Below are 17,944 nucleotides of genomic sequence, written 5' to 3'. Positions count from 1 at the left end.
TGCGAACGCCGCATCATCAGTCTGCCTTAAACGGCGGGCGGCGGCTCGCGATTGTACAATTTCGCCGCGGTCGAGGCGGGGCGCGTGCGCCGCCGCCAACCTGTCGGTCGCGCCCTCGACCCGGACCAGCCTGCCGGAGAAGCCGGAGGCGATGGCCATCGGCTCGACCTTCGACAAGCCGGCGACAACGACAACCTGGGGCTGGTCCATAGGTTGAGCTTGCCGAAATGAGCCCGAGGCTCTAGGCGCGGGGCATGAGTATCCTGCGTGACGCCGACGACGGGACCGCCGTCGTGGTCTGCAACACCTGCCGCGTCTCGGAAGAGGACCGCGAGACGGCCGAAGGCGTGCGCGGCGGTGCGCTGCTGGCGGCCGCCCTGCGCGAGGCGGCGACGGGAACGGGCGTGGCGATCCAGGAGATGGCCTGCCTGTTCAACTGCGCGCAGCACTGCTCGATCCATCTGCGGGCCCCGGGCAAGATCGGCTACGTCCTGGGCCGGTTCGAACCGACGCCCGAGGCCGCGCGAGCCATCGTCGACTACGCCGTGGCCTACGCCGCCAGCGACGAGGGCGTGGTCCCGTACCGCCAATGGCCCGAAGGCGTGAAGGGCCACTTCATCGTCCGCGTGCCCCCGGCCGGGAAGCTGGTGGGGGACTAGCCCAGCCTATCCACCGCATCGCGTTCCACCGGCCAGTGCTCGAACGCCATGACGATCTGCTGCGCCGTGGCGTCGGCGATCAGGGCTCCGTCCTCGCGGCGGAACTCGGCGCGGACGGTGATCAACCGCCGGGTCCGCGCCACGACCTTCGCCTCGATCGACAGGGGGCCATCGCGAGCGACCTTCAGGAAGTTCATCTGAAGGTTCACCGTCCGATACAACCGATCGTGCGGTACGACGGTCATGGCCGCGAAGGCCAGGACCTGGTCGGCGAGGGCCGCCAGATAGCCGCCGAACAGCGAGCCATCGGCGGTGGCCAGCTCCGGCGACGGCCGCCAGGACTTCTTCACCCAGCCTTCGCCCCAGTCGTCGAGGAGGCCCAGTCTCAGGGTCTCGACGATCGGCGGCGGCGTCGCCGTACCAGCCTTCAGCGCGTCGAGGCGTTCGGTCGCCCAGGTCATGTCGCTGCCTCCATGTGATCCAACGGAAGGCTAGGGGACAGGCGTGGCCTCTGTTACTCGACTTTCCAAGGAACGGGGAGCCGCGATGAGCGCCGTTGAAAACATGCGGAAAATCCCTCGCCAGGGCCGCGCCCAGGCGTCGGTCGACGTCGTACTGGAGGCGGCGGCTCAGGTTCTGGAAGCCGCGGGCGAGGCTGGCTTCAACACCAACGCCGTGGCCGAACGGGCCGGGGTCAGCATCGGCACGCTCTACCGCTATTTCCCCGACAAGCAGGCGATCTTGCTGGCCCTGGCCCTTCGCGAGACCGAGGCGCACCGGAGCCGGGTGATGGCGGCGCTGGAGGATCGTCAGGGCGTGGCGCGGGACCGGGCCATGATCCGCGCCTTCGTCCAGGCCTTCGCCGGGCGCAACCAGGCGCGGCGGATCGCGGCTTCGGCGCTGCTGGCCCAGGCCGACCACGCCGAACTGTCGGCGCAGTTCGCGGCGGCGGAGGAAGGCCTGGTCGACGCCCAGGGGCGTCCGCTGACCCGCGTCCAGGCCTTCGTGCTGTCGCGGGCGATCCACGGCGCGATGCGCGCGGCGGTGCTGGAGGGCGTCGACTTCCTGGAAAGTCGCGAGTTCGAGGACGAGCTGGTGCGGTTGAGCCGCGCCTATCTCAGGTCCTAGCGAACCGGCCGGCGCAGCGTCCAGGCCAGCAGCGCCGCCGACAGCAGGACGCCGCTCATCACCACCCCGAAGGTGACCAGACCGGCGCGGGTTGCGCGGGCCTCGGCGCGGGCGTGGAAGGGGCCGGCCTTGGCCTCGGCGAGGGCCGACAGGTCTTCACGATCGCGGTCGTCGGACATGTCGGTCTCCTCGCGGGCTAGGGGCGCGGCTCGGGCGGCGGCGGGGCGATGGGGGCGGCCGGCGCGGCGGGGGCGGGGGGCGGCGGTTGCGCCGGATCGGTGGGCACGGTCAGCGGGGCGACCGGCAGGCCGTCGGCGCCGATCTCGCCTTCCAGCGGCAGGCCCAGGTCGTCCAGCGGATCCTCGGCGATCACCGGCCCGGCGCTACGGCCCAGGGCCGAGAGCATGAAGGCCTTCCAGATCTTGGCGGGCTCGCCGCCGCCGACCACGCCGTTCATCGAGCTGTTGTCGTCATTGCCGACCCAGACGCCCACGACCAGGTCGTCGACGTAACCGACGAACAGCGCGTCGTGATAGTCCTGGGTGGTGCCGGTCTTGCCGAAGGCGCCGTCGATGGCCGCTTCCAGGCCCGTGCCGCGATGGGTGGCCGAGCGCAGCAGGTCACGCATCCCGGTCAGCACCTTGGGGTCATAGGCGGTGGTCTTGGGGGCCTTGAAGGTCTCCAGGGCGTGCGGCGTGATCGGATATTCGCCGGCCGCGATCGAGGCGTAGGCGGCCGTCAGGCGCGTCAGGCTCATCGAGCCGGTGCCGAGCGCCATGGTCAGGTCGTCGGGGATTTTCTCGGTGACGCCCAGCTGGCGGGCGACCTTGATCACCCTTGCCGGGCCAAGGTCGTGAGCCAGGCGCACCGCCGCGACGTTCGACGAGGCGGCGAAGGCGCTGATCAGCGGGATCTCGCGGTCGCGATATTTGCCCTCGTGGTTCTTGGGCGTGTAGCCGCTGACCTGAACCGGGGTGTCGAGGATCGGGCTGGTGGTGGTCATGCCCGACTGGAGGGCGGCCAAATAGACGAACAGCTTGAACGACGAGCCCGGCTGGCGCGCGCCGTCAGCGCGGTTGAACTGGCTGGCGCCATAGTCGCGACCGCCGACCATGGCCACGACACGGCCGTCCTTGCGCATGGCCACCAGGGCGCCCTGGGTGATGTTCAGGACCTTGCCGTCGCGGGCGATGTAGTCGTTGAGGATCTTCTCGGCCTTCTCCTGAAGCTCGGGATCCAGGGTCGTCTTGACGATCGTCTCGCCATAGCGGGCGCCGATCGAGGCGCGGGCCTGGGGCAGGGCCCAGTCGGCGAAGTAGGAGCCGGTCGGCAGCTTGTCGGGATTCTCGACGGCCGAGACCTGGCCCACCGCATCGGCCTGGGCCTGGGTGATGGTCTTCGTCTCGACCATGGCGCCCAACACCACGCGCATCCGCTCGCGGGCGCCTTCGATATTGTTGGTCGGGGCCAGGCGGGACGGGGCCTTGACCAGACCGGCCAGCATCGCGGCCTCGCCGATCGACAGCTGCTCGGGCTGCTTGCCGAAATAGTGGCGGGCCGCGGCGCGCAGGCCAAAGGCGCCGTCGCCGAAATAGACCGACGACAGGTAGCGCGACAGGATCTGTTCCTTGGAGAGCCGGGCCTCCAGATAGACCGCGATCATCGCCTCCTGCGCCTTGCGACGCAGGTTGCGGTCGCTGCTCAGGAAGGCGTTCTTGGCCAACTGCTGGGTGATGGTCGAGCCGCCTTCCGACACGCCGCCGGCCTGGGCGTTCTTGCCCAGGGCGCGGGCGATGGCCTTCGGGTCGACGCCCATGTGGCTGTAGAAGCGCCGGTCCTCGATGGCGATGAAGGCGCCGGGCACGTAAGGAGGCAGCTTGGCGACATCGATCGGGGCTTCCTTGTAGGAGCCGCGCCGGGCGATCGGCGAGCCGTCCTCGGCGACCAGAACGATGGCGGAATTGTTCAGCGGCTCCAGGGCGCGGCTCAGCGGCAGCGACCAGAACAGCGAAGCGACCAGCACGACCGCCAGCACCACGGCGGCGGCCGCGCCGATCAGCCAGGTGGGGCGCTGCCAGATCGGCGGCTTGACGGCCGCGACCGGCTCGGCCGGGGAAAGGGCGGCTTCGGGGATCGCCTCGACGGCCTCGGGCAGCTCGATCTCGGCTTCGGGGGCGGGGGCCTCCTCGGGCAGGACGTCGGGCTCAGCCTTGAGGACCGGCTCGGGCGCTGGCTCAGCCGCGGCGGCCTCTTCGACGATTTCCGGCGTCTCGACGACGGCTTCGGCGACGGCCTCCACTGGCGGCTTCGGGGCGCGCGGCTTGCGCGGGCGAGGCGGCTTGGGCGCGACGGGTTTGGACGAACTCTCGGGCAGCACGGCCGCGGAGGTCATAGCGGCCTTGGCGCGCGGCTTCCGAGGCTTGCGCGGCTTCGGCGCCGGCGGGATGTCTTTGGGATCGGCGGGGTCGGACATGGGCGTGGCGCTCGCTTCGGGCCAGGCCCTCACTCGTCGAGCGCGCTCATTACCACACGGCCCCGGCAAGCCAAGCGCGTTGAAACCGAAGTTTCTTCCGCACGGCTCTTGAACGGCGTTCGGCCAGGCATAGATGAGCTCCCGTGAGGCTGATGCCTCTGCCCTTCCTGGGCGTTTCCTCCCTAACGCCTCAAGCCCGGCTTTCGCCGGGCTTTTTCTTTGCGGTCATGCGTTGGGCTAGATCAGCTCGTAGGCCGGCAGGGTCAGGAACTCTTCCAGGCTGTCGGACAGCACCATGCGGGTGAAGAGTTCGGCGGCGGCTTCCAGGCGCGGCGAGCCGAAGTCGCGGCGCAGGTCGGCCATTTCCTGAGTGAACAGGCTGACGAACAGCTCCGAGGTCAGCACCCGGCCGTCATCGAGCGCCGCGCCCAGGCGGATCCACTGCCACAGCTGCGTGCGGCAGATCTCGGCCGTCGCGGCGTCCTCCATCAGGTTGAAGAGCGGCACGGCGCCCCGGCCTTCCAGCCAGGCTTGGGTGTAGCGGACGCCGACGCGGATGTTCTCGCGCACGCCGGCCTCGGTGCGCACGCCCTCGTGCAGCTCCAGCATCTGGGCGGCGGTGATCGAGACGTCCGCCAGGGTCTTGTCGCGCTGGTTGGCGGCGGGCATCAGGCGGTCGAAGACCTCCATGGCCACCGGGACGAGGTCGGGGTGGGCGACCCAGGTGCCGTCGTGGCCGGCCCCGGCCTCGCGTTCCTTGTCGGCCTTGACCTTGGCGAAGGCGGCCTGGTTGGCGGCGTCGTCGCCCTTGACCGGGATCTGAGCCGCCATGCCGCCCATGGCGAAGGCGCCACGGCGATGGCAGGTCTGGATCAGCTTCAGCGAATAGGCGCCCAGGAAGGCCTTGCCCATGACCATGGCCGAGCGGTCCGGGGTCAGGAACTCGGGCCGGCGGCCCAGGCGCTTGATGAACGAGAAGATGTAGTCCCAGCGGCCGCAGTTCAGGCCGACGATGTGGTCCTTCAGTTCGAACAGAATCTCGTCCATCTCGAAGGCGGCGGGGATGGTCTCGATCAGCACCGTGGCCTTGATCGTCCCGACGGGCAGGCCCAGCGCCTCCTGGGCGCGGACGAAGACGTCGTTCCACAGGCGGGCTTCCTGATGGCTCTCCAGCTTGGGCAGGTAGAAATAGGGACCCGAACCTTGGGCGATGGCGGCCTTGGCGTTGTGGAAGGCATAGAGACCGAAGTCGAACAACGCCCCGGCCACGGCCTGGCCGTCGACCTCCAGGTGGCGCTCCATCAGGTGCCAGCCGCGCGGGCGGATCTTCAGCACCGCGGGGGTCGGGCCCATGGCGTAGGCCTTGCCGGACTTGGCGTCGACATGGGTCAGGTCGCCTGACCATCGGTCCTTCAGATTGATCTGGCCCTCGACGACATTGGCCCAGGTCGGGGCCGTGGCGTCCTCGAAGTCGGCCATGAACACCTTGGCCCCGCAGTTCAGGGCGTTGATGATCATCTTGCGGTCGACCGGACCGGTGATCTCGACGCGGCGGTCCAGCAGGTCGGCGGGGACGGGGGCGACGCTCCAGCCGGCGGCGCGGACGTCGGCGGTTTCGGCGAGGAAGTCGGGCAGTTCGCCGGCGTCGAAGCGGGCCTGCCGCGCTTGGCGGGCGGCTAGCAATTCGCGACGGCGGGCGTCGAAGCGGCGGTGCAGGTCGGCCACGAAGGCCAGGGCCTCGGGGGTGAGTACTTCCGCGGCGCGCCCTTCAACGGGACCGGTGACCTGGATGTTGGCGGCGATGTCGAGCGGCATGGGAAGCTTTCCGTGGTGGTGGGATCGGCTCCCCGGAACCCCGGGGAGCCGTCTTGGGGACTCTGGTCAGTTATCGTTCTTTAGGCGCTCTTTTCGGCGCCCTTGTCACGGACGCTGGGGACGATCTGGTCGCCCCAGTTACCCGAGCCGTCGTGGTGGCGCGAGGCGCGAACCAGTTCGACCGAGTAGCCGGCCTCGATGGCGCGGCGCACCGCCTCGTTAAGGCGGTGGGAAGCCTCGGCCACGCGGTCGACGGCGCGGTCCTTGGCGTCCGAGTTCGGCATGGCGGCGGGGGCGAACTGCGTCGTGGTCATGGCTTTGGCTCCTCGATCGGTAGGGAAGGGTTTCGCGGCTATTCGGCCGCGAACTGGTTCATGGTGTTGGCGTGGCCGCCGGCCTTCAGGGCGCGCTCGCCGGCGACCATCTCCTTGAAGGTGTCGCCGAGATCCGAGCCGACCTCGTGCTGGTGCTTCACGGCCGAGACGCCGCGGCGGATTTCCTCGCGCTGCACCGTGTTGACATAGGCCTGCATCCGCTCCTCGCCGAAGTAGCCGCGCGACAGCTCGTCGACGCTCTTGGCGGTCAGGTGGAAGGTCGGCAGGGTGATCAGGTTGTGGAACACCCCGGCGCGGGCGGCGATGTCGACCTGGAAGCGGGCCAGGCGCTCGTCGGCCTCGCGGCCCAGGTCGGTGCCATCATAGTCGGCCGACATCAGGACGTTGCCGTCCGGATAGCTGTCCTTGTGGATCTTGCCTTCGGCGATCCACTGGTCGCGGACCTGCTTGCGCAGATTGAGCGTCCAGTTGAACGACGGCGAGTTGTTGTAGGTCAGCTTGGCGTTCGGCACGACCTTGCGCACCTCGGCCACCATCGAGGCGATCTCGTCGACATTGGGGGTGTCGGTTTCGATCCACAGCAGGTCGGCGCCGCCTTGCGTCAGGTTGGCGATGCAATCCTCGATGACGCGCTGGCGGCCGGTGCCGTCCTGGAAGGCGAACAGGCCGTTGGGCATGCGGACCGGCTTGACGAAGGCGCCGTCCTTCATGATCGCCAGCTCGCCGTCCTTCAGCGGGTTTTCCGGGGTGACGGGCTCGGTCTTCAGCCACTTGATGTAGTCGCTGGCCAGATCGCCAGGCTCCTGGCTGACCGGGATCTTCTGGGTCAGGCCCGCGCCCAGGCTGTCGGTGCGGGCGACGATGACGCCCTCGTCGACGCCCAGTTCCTCGAAGGCCAGGCGGCAGGCGCGCAGCTTCTCGATGAAGTCCTCGCGCGGCACGGTGACCTTGCCGTCCTGGTGGCCGCACTGCTTGGCGTCGCTGACCTGGTTCTCGATCTGCAGGCAGCAGGCGCCGGCCTTGATCATCTCCTTGGCCAGCAGATAGGTCGCGTGCTCGTTGCCGAAGCCGGCGTCGATGTCGGCGATGATCGGCACGACGTGCGTCTCGAAGTTGTCGATGGCCTTGATCGCGGCCTGTTCGGCGACCTGGTCGCCGGCCTTGCGGGCGGCGCTGAGGGTCTTGAAGAGGTCGTTGATGGCGACTTCATCGGCCTGGCGCAGCGAGACATAGATCTCCTGGATCAGGTCGACGACCGAGGTCTTCTCGTGCATCGACTGGTCGGGCAGGTGGCCGAAGCGATTGCGCAGGCCCGCGACCATCCAGCCCGACAGATAGACATAGGCGCCCTTGGTCGTGCCGCGCAGGCGCTTGACCGACTTGATCATCTGCTGGGCGTGGAAACCCGACCAGCAGCCCAGCGACTGGGTGAACTTGCTGCTGTCACGATCATACTCGGCCATGTCGGCGCGCATGACCGGAGCCATGGCGCGGGCGATGTCCAGATGCGTGGGGAAGGTGTTTTGCAGCTTCAGCTGGATGATGTCGTCGATGCCGACGCCGCCCGGCAGGACGCCGTCGGGATAGCGCGCCAGCAGGGCGTCGCGGTGTTCGGCATAGGTCTTGCGCTGCGTCATGGTCGTTCGATCCCACTACGGGGCCCGGGCCGGTAAGCCTTGCGGGCCAAGGAAAACTCGTCCTGGTGAGCTAACGCCGCGCCGCGGGATCGGTCGAACCTATTGAAGGCAATTTGTCAAAGAACGACTTTGTAATTTCTGTAAAGTCATGACAAATTGACTGAATGGCGACGAATGACAAGAAGCTTTTTTTGGGTGGGCGGCTGAAGCGGCTGCGGCGCGATCTGGGCGTGACCCAGGCGCGGATGGCCGAGGAGCTGGGCGTCTCGGCCAGCTACCTGAACCTGCTGGAGCGCAACCAGCGGCCGGTCACCGCGCAGATCCTGCTGCGCCTGGCCGACGCCTACGACCTGGACCTGCGCAGCCTGTCGGCCGACGATCCTGGCGGCGGGGCGGGGCTGGAAGAGGTGCTGGCCGACAAGATGTTCGCCGACCTGGGCGTCGCGCGCCATGAGGCGGCCGAGGTGGCCGAGCTGTCGCCGGGCCTGGCCGAGGCGATGACGCGGCTCTATCGCGCCTATCTGGATCGTGGCCGGATGATCGACCTGGGCGCCTTCGAGCGGCCGGATGGGACGGGGCCGGCGTCCGAGCAGTCGTCGCCGACCGACTGGGTCCGCGACCTGGTTGGCGCCCAGCGTAACCACTTCGCCGAGCTGGAGACCCTGGCCGAGAAGATCGTCGCCCAGCTGAAGGCCGATCCCCAGGACCTGGCCCCAGCGGTCCGCGAGCGCCTGCAGAGCAAGTTCGGCATCCAGACCCGGATCATGCCGGTCGAGGTGATGACCGGCTCGCTGCGCCGCTACGACCATCACCGCAAGCGCCTGATGCTGTCGGAGACCCTGGCCCACGCCAGCCGCACCTTCGGCATGTGCTACCAGCTGGGGCTGATGGAGGGCGGCGAGGTGTTGTCGGACCTGACCGACCGCTTCAAGGCCCCCGACCGCGCCACGCGGCAGCTGTTGAAGGTGTTCCTGGACAGCTACTTGGCCGCCGCGATCATGATGCCGTACGAGCCGTTCCTGGCGGCCATGGAGTCCAGCGGCTACGACATCGAGCGGGTGCGGCCGCGCTTTGGCATCAGCTATGAGCAGGCCGCCCAGCGGCTGACGACGCTTGGTCGCTCGGGCTCGCGTGGGGTGCCGTTCTTCATGATGCGGCTGGACGCGGCGGGGAACATCTCCAAGCGCTTCGCCGCCGGGCCGTTCCCGTTCTCGCGCTTCGGCGGGGCCTGCCCGCGCTGGAACGTCCACGACAGCTTCAAGACCCCGGGCCGCATCGTCACCCAGGTGATCGAGACGCCGGACGCCGCGCGCTATTTCACCCTGTCGCGCACGGTGCGGCGAACCTCGGGCCTGCAGGCGGGCTTGGAGGACGAACTGGTCGTCGGCCTGGGCTGCGAGCTGAAATACGCGTCCAAGCTGGTCCACGCGCGGGGTCTGGACATGGCCGCGCCGATCGCCGTCGAGATCGGCCCCTCGTGCCGGATCTGCGAGCGCCCGGCCTGTCCGCAGCGCGCGGCGGCGCCGATCAATCGCACCCTGCTGGTCGAGGAGACCAGCAAGTCGCTATCGCCGTTCCCGTTTGCTCGTTAAGGGCTGAACCCAAAGTCGTTTTGCGGATTGATACGCGGCGCGACCCTCGCGCCTGCCTCCAGGATGACTATGCGTTTCGAAGTCGAAGCCTCGCTCACCTACGACTTCGCGACCCCGTGCGAGGTGCTGCTGCTGGTCGAGGCCGCTCATGGACCCGACCAGGTGGTGGGGCTGGAGGCCCTGACCTTCTGGCCCAATGTCGAGGCCGTGCGGGTCGATGACCCGGTGACCTTCGAGCGGCGCACGGTGTTCACGGCCTCGGGAACGGTCAACGCGCTCTACCGCGCCCAGGTCGAGATCATGCGCCGCGACCACGACCTGGTCGACGCCCCGACCATGGCCATCCGTGACCTGCCCAGCGAGGTGCTGCCGTTCCTGCGCGCCAGCCGCTACAGCCCGTCCGATCGCCTGGAGCTGTTCGTCGAGCGCGAGTTCGGCGAGCTCAAGGGCGGGGCCAAGGTCCAGGCGATGCTGGACTGGATCGGCGAGCACATCGAATATCTGGGCGGGGTCAGCAATTCGGGCACCACGGCGATCGACACCCTGGTCGACCGGGCCGGCGTCTGCCGCGACTTCACCCATCTGATCATCGGCATGTGCCGCGCCGCCGACATCCCGGCCAGGGCCGTCAGCGCCTATGCCTGGAAGCTGGAGCCGCCGGACCTGCACGCGATCGCCGAGGTCTATCTGGGCGGCCGCTGGCGGCTGGTCGACGCCACGGGCAAGGCGCCGATCGACGGGTTGGTGCGGGTCGCCACGGGCCGCGACGCGGCCGACATCGCCTTCATGACCATCTTCGGCCGGGCGACCCTGATCGAGCAGAGATTCTCGATCCGCGAAGTCTCCTGACGCCCGCGTTCAAGCCTCGAGCGCGACCGGCACGCGCACCGTGAACGTGCTGCCCTGATCCTGACCGGCGCTTTCGACGCCCAGCGTGCCGCCGTGCAGGGCCACCAGCTGCTTCGCCAGGGCCAGGCCGATGCCGAGGCCGCCCTGGGCCTTGGTCAGGTGGTCCTCGACCTGGGCGAAGATCTCGAAGATCCGCGACTGCATCTCGGGCGGGATGCCGACGCCGGTGTCGCTGACCCGGATCTCGGCCATGGGCCCGTCGGCCACCGCGCTCAGGGTCACGGTCCCGCCGTCGGCGGTGTATTTGGCGGCGTTGTTGAGCAGGTTGGACACCACCTGGGCCAGGCGGGTGTGGTCGGCGTCCAGCCAGATCGGCTCGTCGGGCATTCGGGCGATGAACTGGTGCTTGCCGGCGTCGAGATTGTGCTGGCTGGCCTCGATGGCCGACCGCAACACTTCGCTCAGCTCAATCCGCGCCTTGCGGAGCGAAATCTTGCCCTGGCTGACGCGCGAGACGTCCAGCAGGTCGTCGACCAGGTGCGACAGGTGGGTCAGCATCCGGTCCATGCGCGTGCGGATGTCGGCGGCGCGCTCGGGCGCCATGTCCTTGCCCAGCAGGTGCAGCCCGCCGCTGAGCGCCGCGACGGGGTTGCGCAGCTCGTGGGCCAGGACGGCCAGGAAGCTGTCCTTGTGGCGATCGGCGCGCCGCAGGGCCTGGGCGGCCAGTTCCAGCTCGTCGCGCTGGGCCTCGATCTGCTGGCGTTGGCGATAGAGGTCGAAGAACACCGCCGCCTTGCTGCGCAGGATATCGGCCTCGATCGGCTTCTGGATGAAGTCGACGGCGCCGGCCTCATAGCCGCGGAAGCGGCGCGTGGCGTCGGCCACGCCGGCGGTGACGAAGATGATCGGCACATGGCTGGTGCGGGCCGCGCCGCGCATGAACTCGGCCAGCTCGAAACCATTCATGTCCGGCATCTGCACGTCGAGCAGGGCCAGGGCCACGTCGTGCACCAGCAGCAGCTCCAGAGCCTGCTCGCCCGAGCGCGCCTTCAAGCAGGTCAGGCCTTCACGCTGCAGCAGAGCCTCCAGCGCCAGCAGGTTCTCTTCCAGGTCATCGACCAGCAGGAAGTTGATCGGTTTGTCCGCCGTCATCGTGCGGTCCCCAGACTCGACAGGTACGATAGGATTTGCTCGTGGCTCATGATCGTCGCCGAAGGCGTGGTCTCCAGCGCCGCGTTCGGCATGGCCGAGGCGTAGGCCCCGTCCGGGTTCTCGACGATCGCCACGCCGCCGACGTCGACCACGGCCTTGAGGCCGGCGGCCCCGTCGTGATTGGCGCCGGTCAGGATGACGCCGACCAGGGCGTCGCCATAGTAGTCGGCCGCGCTCTCGAACAGCACGTCGATCGACGGACGGGAATAGTTCACGGGCTCGTCGGTCGACAACGCCAGGCCGCCGTCGGTCTCGACCAGCATATGATAGTCCGAGGGCGCGAAATAGATCACGCCATTCTCGACCGGCTCCTTGTCCTCGGCTTCCTTGACCGTGATCCGGCACTTGGACTGGAATAGCGGCACCAGCACGTTCGAGCGGTCGGGCGGCACATGCACGACCACCAGCACGGGCAAGGCGAAACTGGCGGGCAGGGCCGGTAGTATGGCCAGCAAAGCCTGCACCGCGCCCGCCGAGGCTCCTATCGCGACGGCCTGGATCGGCGTCCCGGTCATGGTTCGCGCCTCTGGTAGATCTTCTCGCCCGGCACGAACTCGGTGAAGGCGCCCGCGTGGCTGGAGAAGCGCAGGCTCTCCTTCGACCCCAGACCCAGGAAGCCCTTGCGGGCCAGGGAGTCGTGGAACAGGCCGATGGCGCGGTCCTGCAGCGGGCGATCGAAATAGATCATCACGTTGCGGCACGAGATCAGGTGCATCTCGGCGAACACCGCGTCGGTGACCAGGCTGTGATCCGAGAACACCACCCGGTCGCGCAGGGCCTTGTCGAACGCGGCCCGGCCGTAGGCGGCGGTGTAGTAGTCCGACAGCGAGGACTTGCCGCCGGACTTCTGGTGGTTCTCGGTGAACCTGCGGATGCGGTCGATCGCGTAGACCCCGGCTTCCGCCGCGGCCAAGGCCTCGGGATTGATGTCGGTCGCGTAGAAGATCGTCCGGTCGTAGAGGCCTTCCTCCTTGAAGAGGATGGCCAGCGAATAGACCTCCTCGCCCGTACTGCTGCCCGCGATCCAGACCTTCAGCGACGGATAGGTCCGCAGGTGCGGCAGCACCTTCTCGCGCAGGGCCTTGAAGTAGGTCGGGTCGCGGAACATCTCGCTGACCTGGACCGTCAGGAAGTCCAGCAGGCGGGGCAGGGCGGAGGCGTCATGCAGGACGCGGTCCTGCATCGCCGAGATGGTGGGATAGCCCAGCTGCTGGAGCGCCTGGATCAGGCGACGCTTGATCGACGCCCGCGCGTAGTGGCGGAAGTCGTAGTGGTAGCGCTGGAACAGCGCCTCCAGCAGCAGCTGGATCTCGAGGTCTTCGATCGCGTCGGACACCACCGGCTACCTCGGCATCCAGACCCGGACGAGCGACAGCAGCTTGTCCACGTCGATCGGCTTGGCCATGTAGTCGCTGGCGCCGGCGGCGATGCAGCGCGCCTGGTCGTCGGGCATGGCCTTGGCGGTCAGCATCAGGATCGGCAGCTTGGCCCAGCGCGCGTCCTCGCGGATCTGGCGCGTCGCCGTCAGGCCGTCCATCACCGGCATCATCACGTCCATCAGCACCAGGTCGATGGCGTTGGCCGGGTCGCCCTCGGCGGAGCGGGCCAGGGCCTCGATGGCTTCCTGGCCGTTGCGGGCGATCGCGACGACGGCCCCGCGCGGCTCCAGCACATTGGTCAGCGAATAGACGTTGCGGATGTCGTCCTCGACGATCAGCACCCGGCGGCCTTCCAGCACGGCGTCGCGGTTGCGGGCCTTCTGGATCATCTTCTGCTGTTCGGGCGGCAGCTCCGACACCACCTGGTGCAGGAACAGCGAAACCTCGTCCAGCAGGCGCTCGGGCGACTTGGCGCCCTTGATGATGATCGAGCTGGAGTAGCGGCGCAGGCGCTGCTCGTCGTCGGCCGACAGGTCGTGGCCGGTATAGACGATGACCGGCGGGAAGGCGTGATCGCCGTCCTGGCTCAGCGTCTCCAGCAGGCTGAAGCCCGAGGCGTCCGGCAGCGACAGGTCCAGCACCATGCAGTCGAAGGTCTGGGTCTGGAGGGCTTCCAGACACTCGGCGGCGGTGCCGACGCCGACGGTCTCGACGTCGCCGGAGGACAGCAGCTTGCCGACCGCGTCGCGCTGCACGTCGTCGTCCTCGACGATCAGCACGCGGCGCACCGTGCTGGCCAGCTTGGACTGCAGGTTGGTCAGCACCTGGGCCAGGTCGTCGCGCTTGACGGGCTTGACCATGTAGCCGATCGCGCCCAGCGACAGGGCGGTCTGGCTGTGGTCGGCGCCCGAGATGACGTGGATCGGGATGTGCCGCGTGGCGTCGTCGCGCTTGAGGCGGTCCAGCACCATCAGGCCGGATTCGTCGGGCAGGCCGACGTCCAGGACCACGGCGCTGGGCTTGAACTGGCGGGCCAGCTTCAGGGCGTCCTCGGCGGTCCCGGCCACCAGGCACTGGAAGCCCAGTTCGCGCGACAGGTCGCGGACGATGCCGGCGAACTTGTCGTCGTCCTCGATGACCAGCAGCACGCGGCGGCCGTTGGCCAGGCGGTCGCGGTCGTCCTCGATCGTGCGGGTGATCGGCGCGGCGGGGCGGGCGCGGACCGGCGCGCTGACCGGCGCCGGCGCGGGGGCCGCGGACGGCTCGGGACGGGGCGCCACCCGGGCCGGATCATAGGTGTGGGGAATGGTGACGGTGAAGGTGCTGCCGACGCCCGGCGTGCTGTCCAGCGCGATCTTGCCGCCCAGCAGGCGCGACAGCTCGCGGCTGATCGACAGGCCCAGGCCCGTGCCGCCGTACTTGCGGCTGATCGTGCCGTCGGCCTGGCGGAAGGCCTCGAAGATGCTGTCCCTCTGCTCGGGCGCGATGCCGATGCCGGTGTCGGTGACCGCGAAGGCGATCTGGTCGTCGCCGACCGTGGTGACGTTCAGCGTCACGTCGCCAGCCTGGGTGAACTTGAAGGCGTTCGACAGCAGGTTCTTGAGGACCTGCTCCAGGCGCTGACGATCGGTTTCCAGCTGGGTCGGGACGTCGTCGGCGATCTTGATCTGGAAGCCCAGCTTGCGCTCGTCGGCGACGGGCTGGAACAGCGACCGCAGGTCGCCGGTCAACCGCTGCAGCGGAAGGCTTTCGGGACGCACCTCGATATGGCCTGCCTCGATCTTCGACAGGTCGAGGATGTCGTTGATCAGGGTCAGCAGGTCGTTGCCCGAGGATTCGATCGTCTGGGCGAACTTGATCTGCTCGGCCGAGAGGTTGCCGGTCGGGTTGTCGCCCAGCAGCTTCGACAGGATCAGCAGCGAGTTGAGCGGCGTGCGCAGCTCGTGGGACATGTTGGCCAGGAAATCGGACTTGTACTGGCTGGCCTGGGCCAGTTCGCGGGCTTTCAGCTGTACGGCCGCGCCGGTGCGCTCCAGCTCGTCTCGCTGGCTTTCGAGGGTCTGGGCCTGTTCCTCCAGCTGGCTGTTGGTCTGTTCCAGCTCGGCCTGCTGTTGTTCGAGGCGGGTCTGCGATTCCTTCAGGGCGCGGCCCTGTTCCTCCAGCTCCTCGTTGGAGACGCGCAGCTCCTCGCTCTGGACCTGAAGCTCCTCGGCCTGGCGCTGGGTTTCCTCCAGGACGCTCTGCAACTGCGTGCGGTAGCGAGCCGAGCGCAGCGAGACGCCGATCGAGGTCGAGGCCTGGTCCAGCAGTTCCAGAACCCGGTCGTCGACCGCGTGCAGGAAGCCCAGCTCGATGACCGCGTTGACGATGTCGTCGGCATGGGTCGGCACTAGGACCAGATGCTTGGGCTTGTCGTGGCCGAGGGCCGAACCGATGGTCAGGTAGCCGTCGGGCACGTCGCGGACGACGGTCGGCGCGCCCTCGGAGGCCACCTTGCCCAGCAGGCCTTCCTTGAGATTGAAGCGCAACGGCGTGTCGGCGTCGGCCGGAATGCCCAGGGCGGCGGCGCGGTAGAAGTGACCGTTCTCGCCCTTGAACAGCGCGCCGGCCTGAAAGCCGAGGTACTGTGAAAGGAAGCGCAGGATGGCGTCGCTCAGCTCCTCGACCGTCTTGTCGCCCACCATCACTTCCGACAGGCCGACCTGGCCCGCCTGCAGCCACTGCTGGCGGGCGCGGGCCTGGCTGCTGCGGCGGATCAGGGCGAAGACGGCGAAGGTCAGCACCGCGCCCAGCACGGCCGACAGAACGCTGCTGACCGTGGCGGTGCGATGGGCGACGTCCATCTCGATCAGGCGGATGTCGCGGAGGCGGTTCTCCTCGGCGCGCATCACGTTGATCTGCTGGCGGATGGCGTCCATCTCGGCCTTGCCGCGGTCGGTGGTCACGACGGCGAGGGCGGCCGCGGGTCCCCCGGTGCGTCGCAGGGACACGGTTTCCGCCAGTTCGGCCAGCTTGGCGTCGAGGTGACGCTTGAGCTGCGTCTGGTTGCCCCGCTGGACAGGATTATCCGTGGTCAGCGAGCCCAGCGCCTCGGTGCGCGTGGCGACGTCGGTCACCGCGCGCTGATAGGGCTCGAGATAGCGGTCATTGCCCGTCAGCAGGTAGCCGCGCTGCCCGGTCTCGGCGTCCTGGGTGGTGGAGAGCAGGTCGTCCAGCGCGATCAGCACCTCATGGGTGTGCCAGATCTTCTGGCTGTTGGTCTGCAGCATCTGGATGTTGCGATAGGCGATCGTGCCGCTGATCAGGAAGAAGGCCAGGGCCAGACCCATGCCGAGCGCGGACCACAGCTCCGTTCTCGTGCTGGGCGCCGACATTTTGCGCGGTTCGATCAGGGACATGAGGTTCTCGACGTCGGAAAGGTTCGGCTGAGCCCGCCCAAGGGGGCCAGGGATGCTGGGATGGGCGATCGCAAGGGATTCATCAAGCGCGGGGGACGGGCAGGGGCGGTTCGGCGCCGCCGCGCCGGCGGCCGTCGCCGTGCGGGCGTGCGCGCCTGCCGACGCGAAGCTGCCTGATACGCTTGAAACTCACTGGATATCCCCGACCGCGCGCCCCTGAACGCGAGCCTCTAACGGCGCAAGACGGTAAAGGTTCCCTCCCGCCGCGGGGAAGCTTGGCCTTATCTGTCTTCGATCTGGACCTTGTCAAAATTCATAACGTATACGATCAATGCGGCGCAAACCGCGCAAGGGGAGAAACGCATGAGGATCCTGGCCGCCGCGATCAGCGCGCTCTGCCTGACGACTCCCATCCTGGCGATGGGCGGCCCGGCCGGGGCGGCGACGCCCTATGAGCAGCAGGTCGTACAGGGCGACTATGTCGTCTCGAACTTCGCCTTCAAATCCGGCGCGACCCTGCCCACCCTGAAGCTGCACTACCGCACGCTGGGTCAGCCCAAGCGCGACGCGCAAGGCCATGTGACCAATGCGGTGATGGTGCTGCATGGCACGGGCGGCACGGGCGCGCAGTTCCTGCAGCCGCAATTCGCCGACGAGCTCTACGGCCCGGGCCAGCCCCTGGACATCACCCGCTACTACATCATCCTGCCTGACGGCATCGGCCATGGCGGCTCGTCCAAGCCCAGCAACGGCTTGCGCGCCAAGTTCCCGCGCTATGGCTATGCCGACATGGTCGAGGCCCAGCGCCGGCTGCTGGTGGACGGGCTGAAGGTGGACCGCCTGCGCCTGCTGATGGGCACCTCGATGGGCTGCATGCACGGCTTCATGTGGGGCGAGCTGCACCCGCAATTCGCGCGGGCGATCATGCCGATGGCCTGTCTGCCGGTGCAGATCGCCGGCCTGAACCGCGTCTGGCGCAAGGCGGCCATGGAGTCGATCAAGGCCGACCCGGCCTGGCGCGGCGGCGACTACGACCAGCAGCCGGTGCTGGGTCTGCGCGGCGCGGTCAACCTGATGATCGTGGCCGGCTCGGCCCCGCCGGCCTGGCAACGGCAGGCGCCCACTCGCGACGCGGCCGACGCCTTCTTCGAGGACCGCTTCGCCAAGGACCTGCCCACGCGTGACGCCAACGACATGCTCTACCAGCTGGCCGCGTCCGGCGACTATGACCCGTCGGCGGACCTGGAGAAGATCACCGCGCCCGTGACCTGGGTGAATTCCAGCGACGACTTCATCAATCCGCCCAGCCTCGGCATCGCCGAGCCGGCGGCCAGGCGGCTGAAGAACGGCAAGTTCATCCTGATCCAGGCCACGCCGGAGACACGCGGTCACGGCACCCACACCTGGGCCAAGTTCTGGAAGCAGGATCTGGTCGAGCTGCTGGCCCGCTCCGAGACGCCGTAAGGA

15 protein-coding genes are annotated in these 17,944 nt (G+C 68.4%); 5 read left to right on the top strand and 10 right to left on the bottom strand.

Translation table 11 applies throughout. The features are described from left to right. Positions 1 to 254 precede the first annotated feature (254 nt). Positions 255 to 659: a DUF1636 domain-containing protein gene (locus ACW175_RS15375; protein WP_492100919.1), complete on the top strand. Its 405-nt coding sequence runs from the start codon at positions 255 to 257 to the stop codon at positions 657 to 659. Here the strand turns inward: ACW175_RS15375 and ACW175_RS15370 are convergent. After that, complete coding sequence (locus tag ACW175_RS15370; RefSeq protein WP_492100918.1) at positions 656 to 1,120, bottom strand: PaaI family thioesterase; 465 nt, start codon at positions 1,118 to 1,120, stop codon at positions 656 to 658. The two genes, ACW175_RS15375 and ACW175_RS15370, sit on opposite strands and share 4 nt — an antisense overlap. An 85-nt stretch (positions 1,121 to 1,205) precedes the next feature. Here ACW175_RS15370 and ACW175_RS15365 point away from each other — a divergent pair, with 85 nt between their 5' ends. Then, the gene (locus ACW175_RS15365; RefSeq protein WP_492100917.1) at positions 1,206 to 1,787 is read left to right on the top strand and encodes a TetR/AcrR family transcriptional regulator; all 582 of its coding nucleotides are present in this window, start codon (positions 1,206 to 1,208) and stop codon (positions 1,785 to 1,787) included. Here the strand turns inward: ACW175_RS15365 and ACW175_RS15360 are convergent. The 5 genes from ACW175_RS15360 to ACW175_RS15340 all read right to left on the bottom strand — a co-directional run bounded on the left by ACW175_RS15360 (position 1,784) and on the right by ACW175_RS15340 (position 8,047). Beyond that, positions 1,784 to 1,966: a hypothetical protein gene (locus ACW175_RS15360; RefSeq protein WP_492100916.1), complete on the bottom strand. Its 183-nt coding sequence runs from the start codon at positions 1,964 to 1,966 to the stop codon at positions 1,784 to 1,786. The two genes, ACW175_RS15365 and ACW175_RS15360, sit on opposite strands and share 4 nt — an antisense overlap. Positions 1,967 to 1,983: 17 nt before the next feature. Continuing rightward, entirely contained in the window at positions 1,984 to 4,260 is a 2,277-nt protein-coding gene (locus ACW175_RS15355; protein WP_492100915.1) for a transglycosylase domain-containing protein, read from the bottom strand. A gap of 237 nt (positions 4,261 to 4,497) precedes the next feature. Continuing rightward, entirely contained in the window at positions 4,498 to 6,075 is a 1,578-nt protein-coding gene (gene aceB, locus ACW175_RS15350; protein WP_492100914.1) for a malate synthase A, read from the bottom strand. Between the two features lie 80 nt (positions 6,076 to 6,155). Continuing rightward, positions 6,156 to 6,389: a hypothetical protein gene (locus tag ACW175_RS15345; RefSeq protein WP_492100913.1), complete on the bottom strand. Its 234-nt coding sequence runs from the start codon at positions 6,387 to 6,389 to the stop codon at positions 6,156 to 6,158. 38 nt (positions 6,390 to 6,427) lie between these two features. Next, entirely contained in the window at positions 6,428 to 8,047 is a 1,620-nt protein-coding gene (locus ACW175_RS15340; protein ID WP_492100912.1) for an isocitrate lyase, read from the bottom strand. A gap of 164 nt (positions 8,048 to 8,211) precedes the next feature. Between ACW175_RS15340 and ACW175_RS15335 the strand changes: the two genes are divergently transcribed. Beyond that, on the top strand, positions 8,212 to 9,639 hold the full coding sequence (locus ACW175_RS15335; RefSeq protein WP_492100911.1) for a helix-turn-helix domain-containing protein: 1,428 nt from the start codon (positions 8,212 to 8,214) through the stop codon (positions 9,637 to 9,639). Between the two features lie 69 nt (positions 9,640 to 9,708). Next, a complete protein-coding gene (locus tag ACW175_RS15330) occupies positions 9,709 to 10,488 on the top strand; it encodes a transglutaminase-like domain-containing protein (protein ID WP_492100910.1) in 780 nt (259 codons plus the stop codon). A 9-nt stretch (positions 10,489 to 10,497) separates the two neighbouring features. Here the strand turns inward: ACW175_RS15330 and ACW175_RS15325 are convergent, their stop codons facing one another. The 4 genes from ACW175_RS15325 to ACW175_RS15310 are packed head-to-tail and all read right to left on the bottom strand — an operon-like array spanning position 10,498 to position 16,477. After that, positions 10,498 to 11,640 (bottom strand): hybrid sensor histidine kinase/response regulator, encoded by a 1,143-nt coding sequence (locus ACW175_RS15325; protein ID WP_492100909.1) that lies wholly within the window; start codon positions 11,638 to 11,640, stop codon positions 10,498 to 10,500. Then, entirely contained in the window at positions 11,637 to 12,215 is a 579-nt protein-coding gene (locus tag ACW175_RS15320) for a chemotaxis protein CheB (protein WP_492100908.1), read from the bottom strand. The genes ACW175_RS15325 and ACW175_RS15320 overlap by 4 nt, the downstream gene beginning before the upstream one ends. Further along, on the bottom strand, positions 12,212 to 13,036 hold the full coding sequence (locus ACW175_RS15315; RefSeq protein WP_492100907.1) for a CheR family methyltransferase: 825 nt from the start codon (positions 13,034 to 13,036) through the stop codon (positions 12,212 to 12,214). Before ACW175_RS15315 ends, ACW175_RS15320 begins: the two co-directional genes overlap by 4 nt. A 6-nt stretch (positions 13,037 to 13,042) precedes the next feature. Beyond that, positions 13,043 to 16,477: a response regulator gene (locus ACW175_RS15310; RefSeq protein ID WP_492100906.1), complete on the bottom strand. Its 3,435-nt coding sequence runs from the start codon at positions 16,475 to 16,477 to the stop codon at positions 13,043 to 13,045. A gap of 363 nt (positions 16,478 to 16,840) precedes the next feature. Between ACW175_RS15310 and ACW175_RS15305 the strand changes: the two genes are divergently transcribed. After that, on the top strand, positions 16,841 to 17,941 hold the full coding sequence (locus ACW175_RS15305; protein ID WP_492100905.1) for an alpha/beta fold hydrolase: 1,101 nt from the start codon (positions 16,841 to 16,843) through the stop codon (positions 17,939 to 17,941). The last annotated feature ends 3 nt before the right edge of the window (positions 17,942 to 17,944 follow it).

The organism is Caulobacter sp. FV1ye6ST, assembly GCF_058681225.1.
Note: the sequence above shows the minus strand (reverse complement) of the source record. Positions and strands in the feature narration are given on the sequence as shown.

Excerpts from the sequence above, each read along its gene's own strand:
- ACW175_RS15375 (WP_492100919.1), top strand. The coding sequence starts at position 255 with ATGAGTATCCTGCGTGACGCCGACGACGGGACCGCCGTCGTGGTCTGC.
- ACW175_RS15370 (WP_492100918.1), bottom strand. The coding sequence starts at position 1,120 with ATGACCTGGGCGACCGAACGCCTCGACGCGCTGAAGGCTGGTACGGCG.
- ACW175_RS15365 (WP_492100917.1), top strand. The coding sequence starts at position 1,206 with ATGAGCGCCGTTGAAAACATGCGGAAAATCCCTCGCCAGGGCCGCGCC.
- ACW175_RS15360 (WP_492100916.1), bottom strand. The coding sequence starts at position 1,966 with ATGTCCGACGACCGCGATCGTGAAGACCTGTCGGCCCTCGCCGAGGCC.
- ACW175_RS15355 (WP_492100915.1), bottom strand. The coding sequence starts at position 4,260 with ATGTCCGACCCCGCCGATCCCAAAGACATCCCGCCGGCGCCGAAGCCG.
- aceB (WP_492100914.1), bottom strand. The coding sequence starts at position 6,075 with ATGCCGCTCGACATCGCCGCCAACATCCAGGTCACCGGTCCCGTTGAA.
- ACW175_RS15345 (WP_492100913.1), bottom strand. The coding sequence starts at position 6,389 with ATGACCACGACGCAGTTCGCCCCCGCCGCCATGCCGAACTCGGACGCC.
- ACW175_RS15340 (WP_492100912.1), bottom strand. The coding sequence starts at position 8,047 with ATGACGCAGCGCAAGACCTATGCCGAACACCGCGACGCCCTGCTGGCG.
- ACW175_RS15335 (WP_492100911.1), top strand. The coding sequence starts at position 8,212 with ATGGCGACGAATGACAAGAAGCTTTTTTTGGGTGGGCGGCTGAAGCGG.
- ACW175_RS15330 (WP_492100910.1), top strand. The coding sequence starts at position 9,709 with ATGCGTTTCGAAGTCGAAGCCTCGCTCACCTACGACTTCGCGACCCCG.
- ACW175_RS15325 (WP_492100909.1), bottom strand. The coding sequence starts at position 11,640 with ATGACGGCGGACAAACCGATCAACTTCCTGCTGGTCGATGACCTGGAA.
- ACW175_RS15320 (WP_492100908.1), bottom strand. The coding sequence starts at position 12,215 with ATGACCGGGACGCCGATCCAGGCCGTCGCGATAGGAGCCTCGGCGGGC.
- ACW175_RS15310 (WP_492100906.1), bottom strand. The coding sequence starts at position 16,477 with ATGTCCCTGATCGAACCGCGCAAAATGTCGGCGCCCAGCACGAGAACG.
- ACW175_RS15305 (WP_492100905.1), top strand. The coding sequence starts at position 16,841 with ATGAGGATCCTGGCCGCCGCGATCAGCGCGCTCTGCCTGACGACTCCC.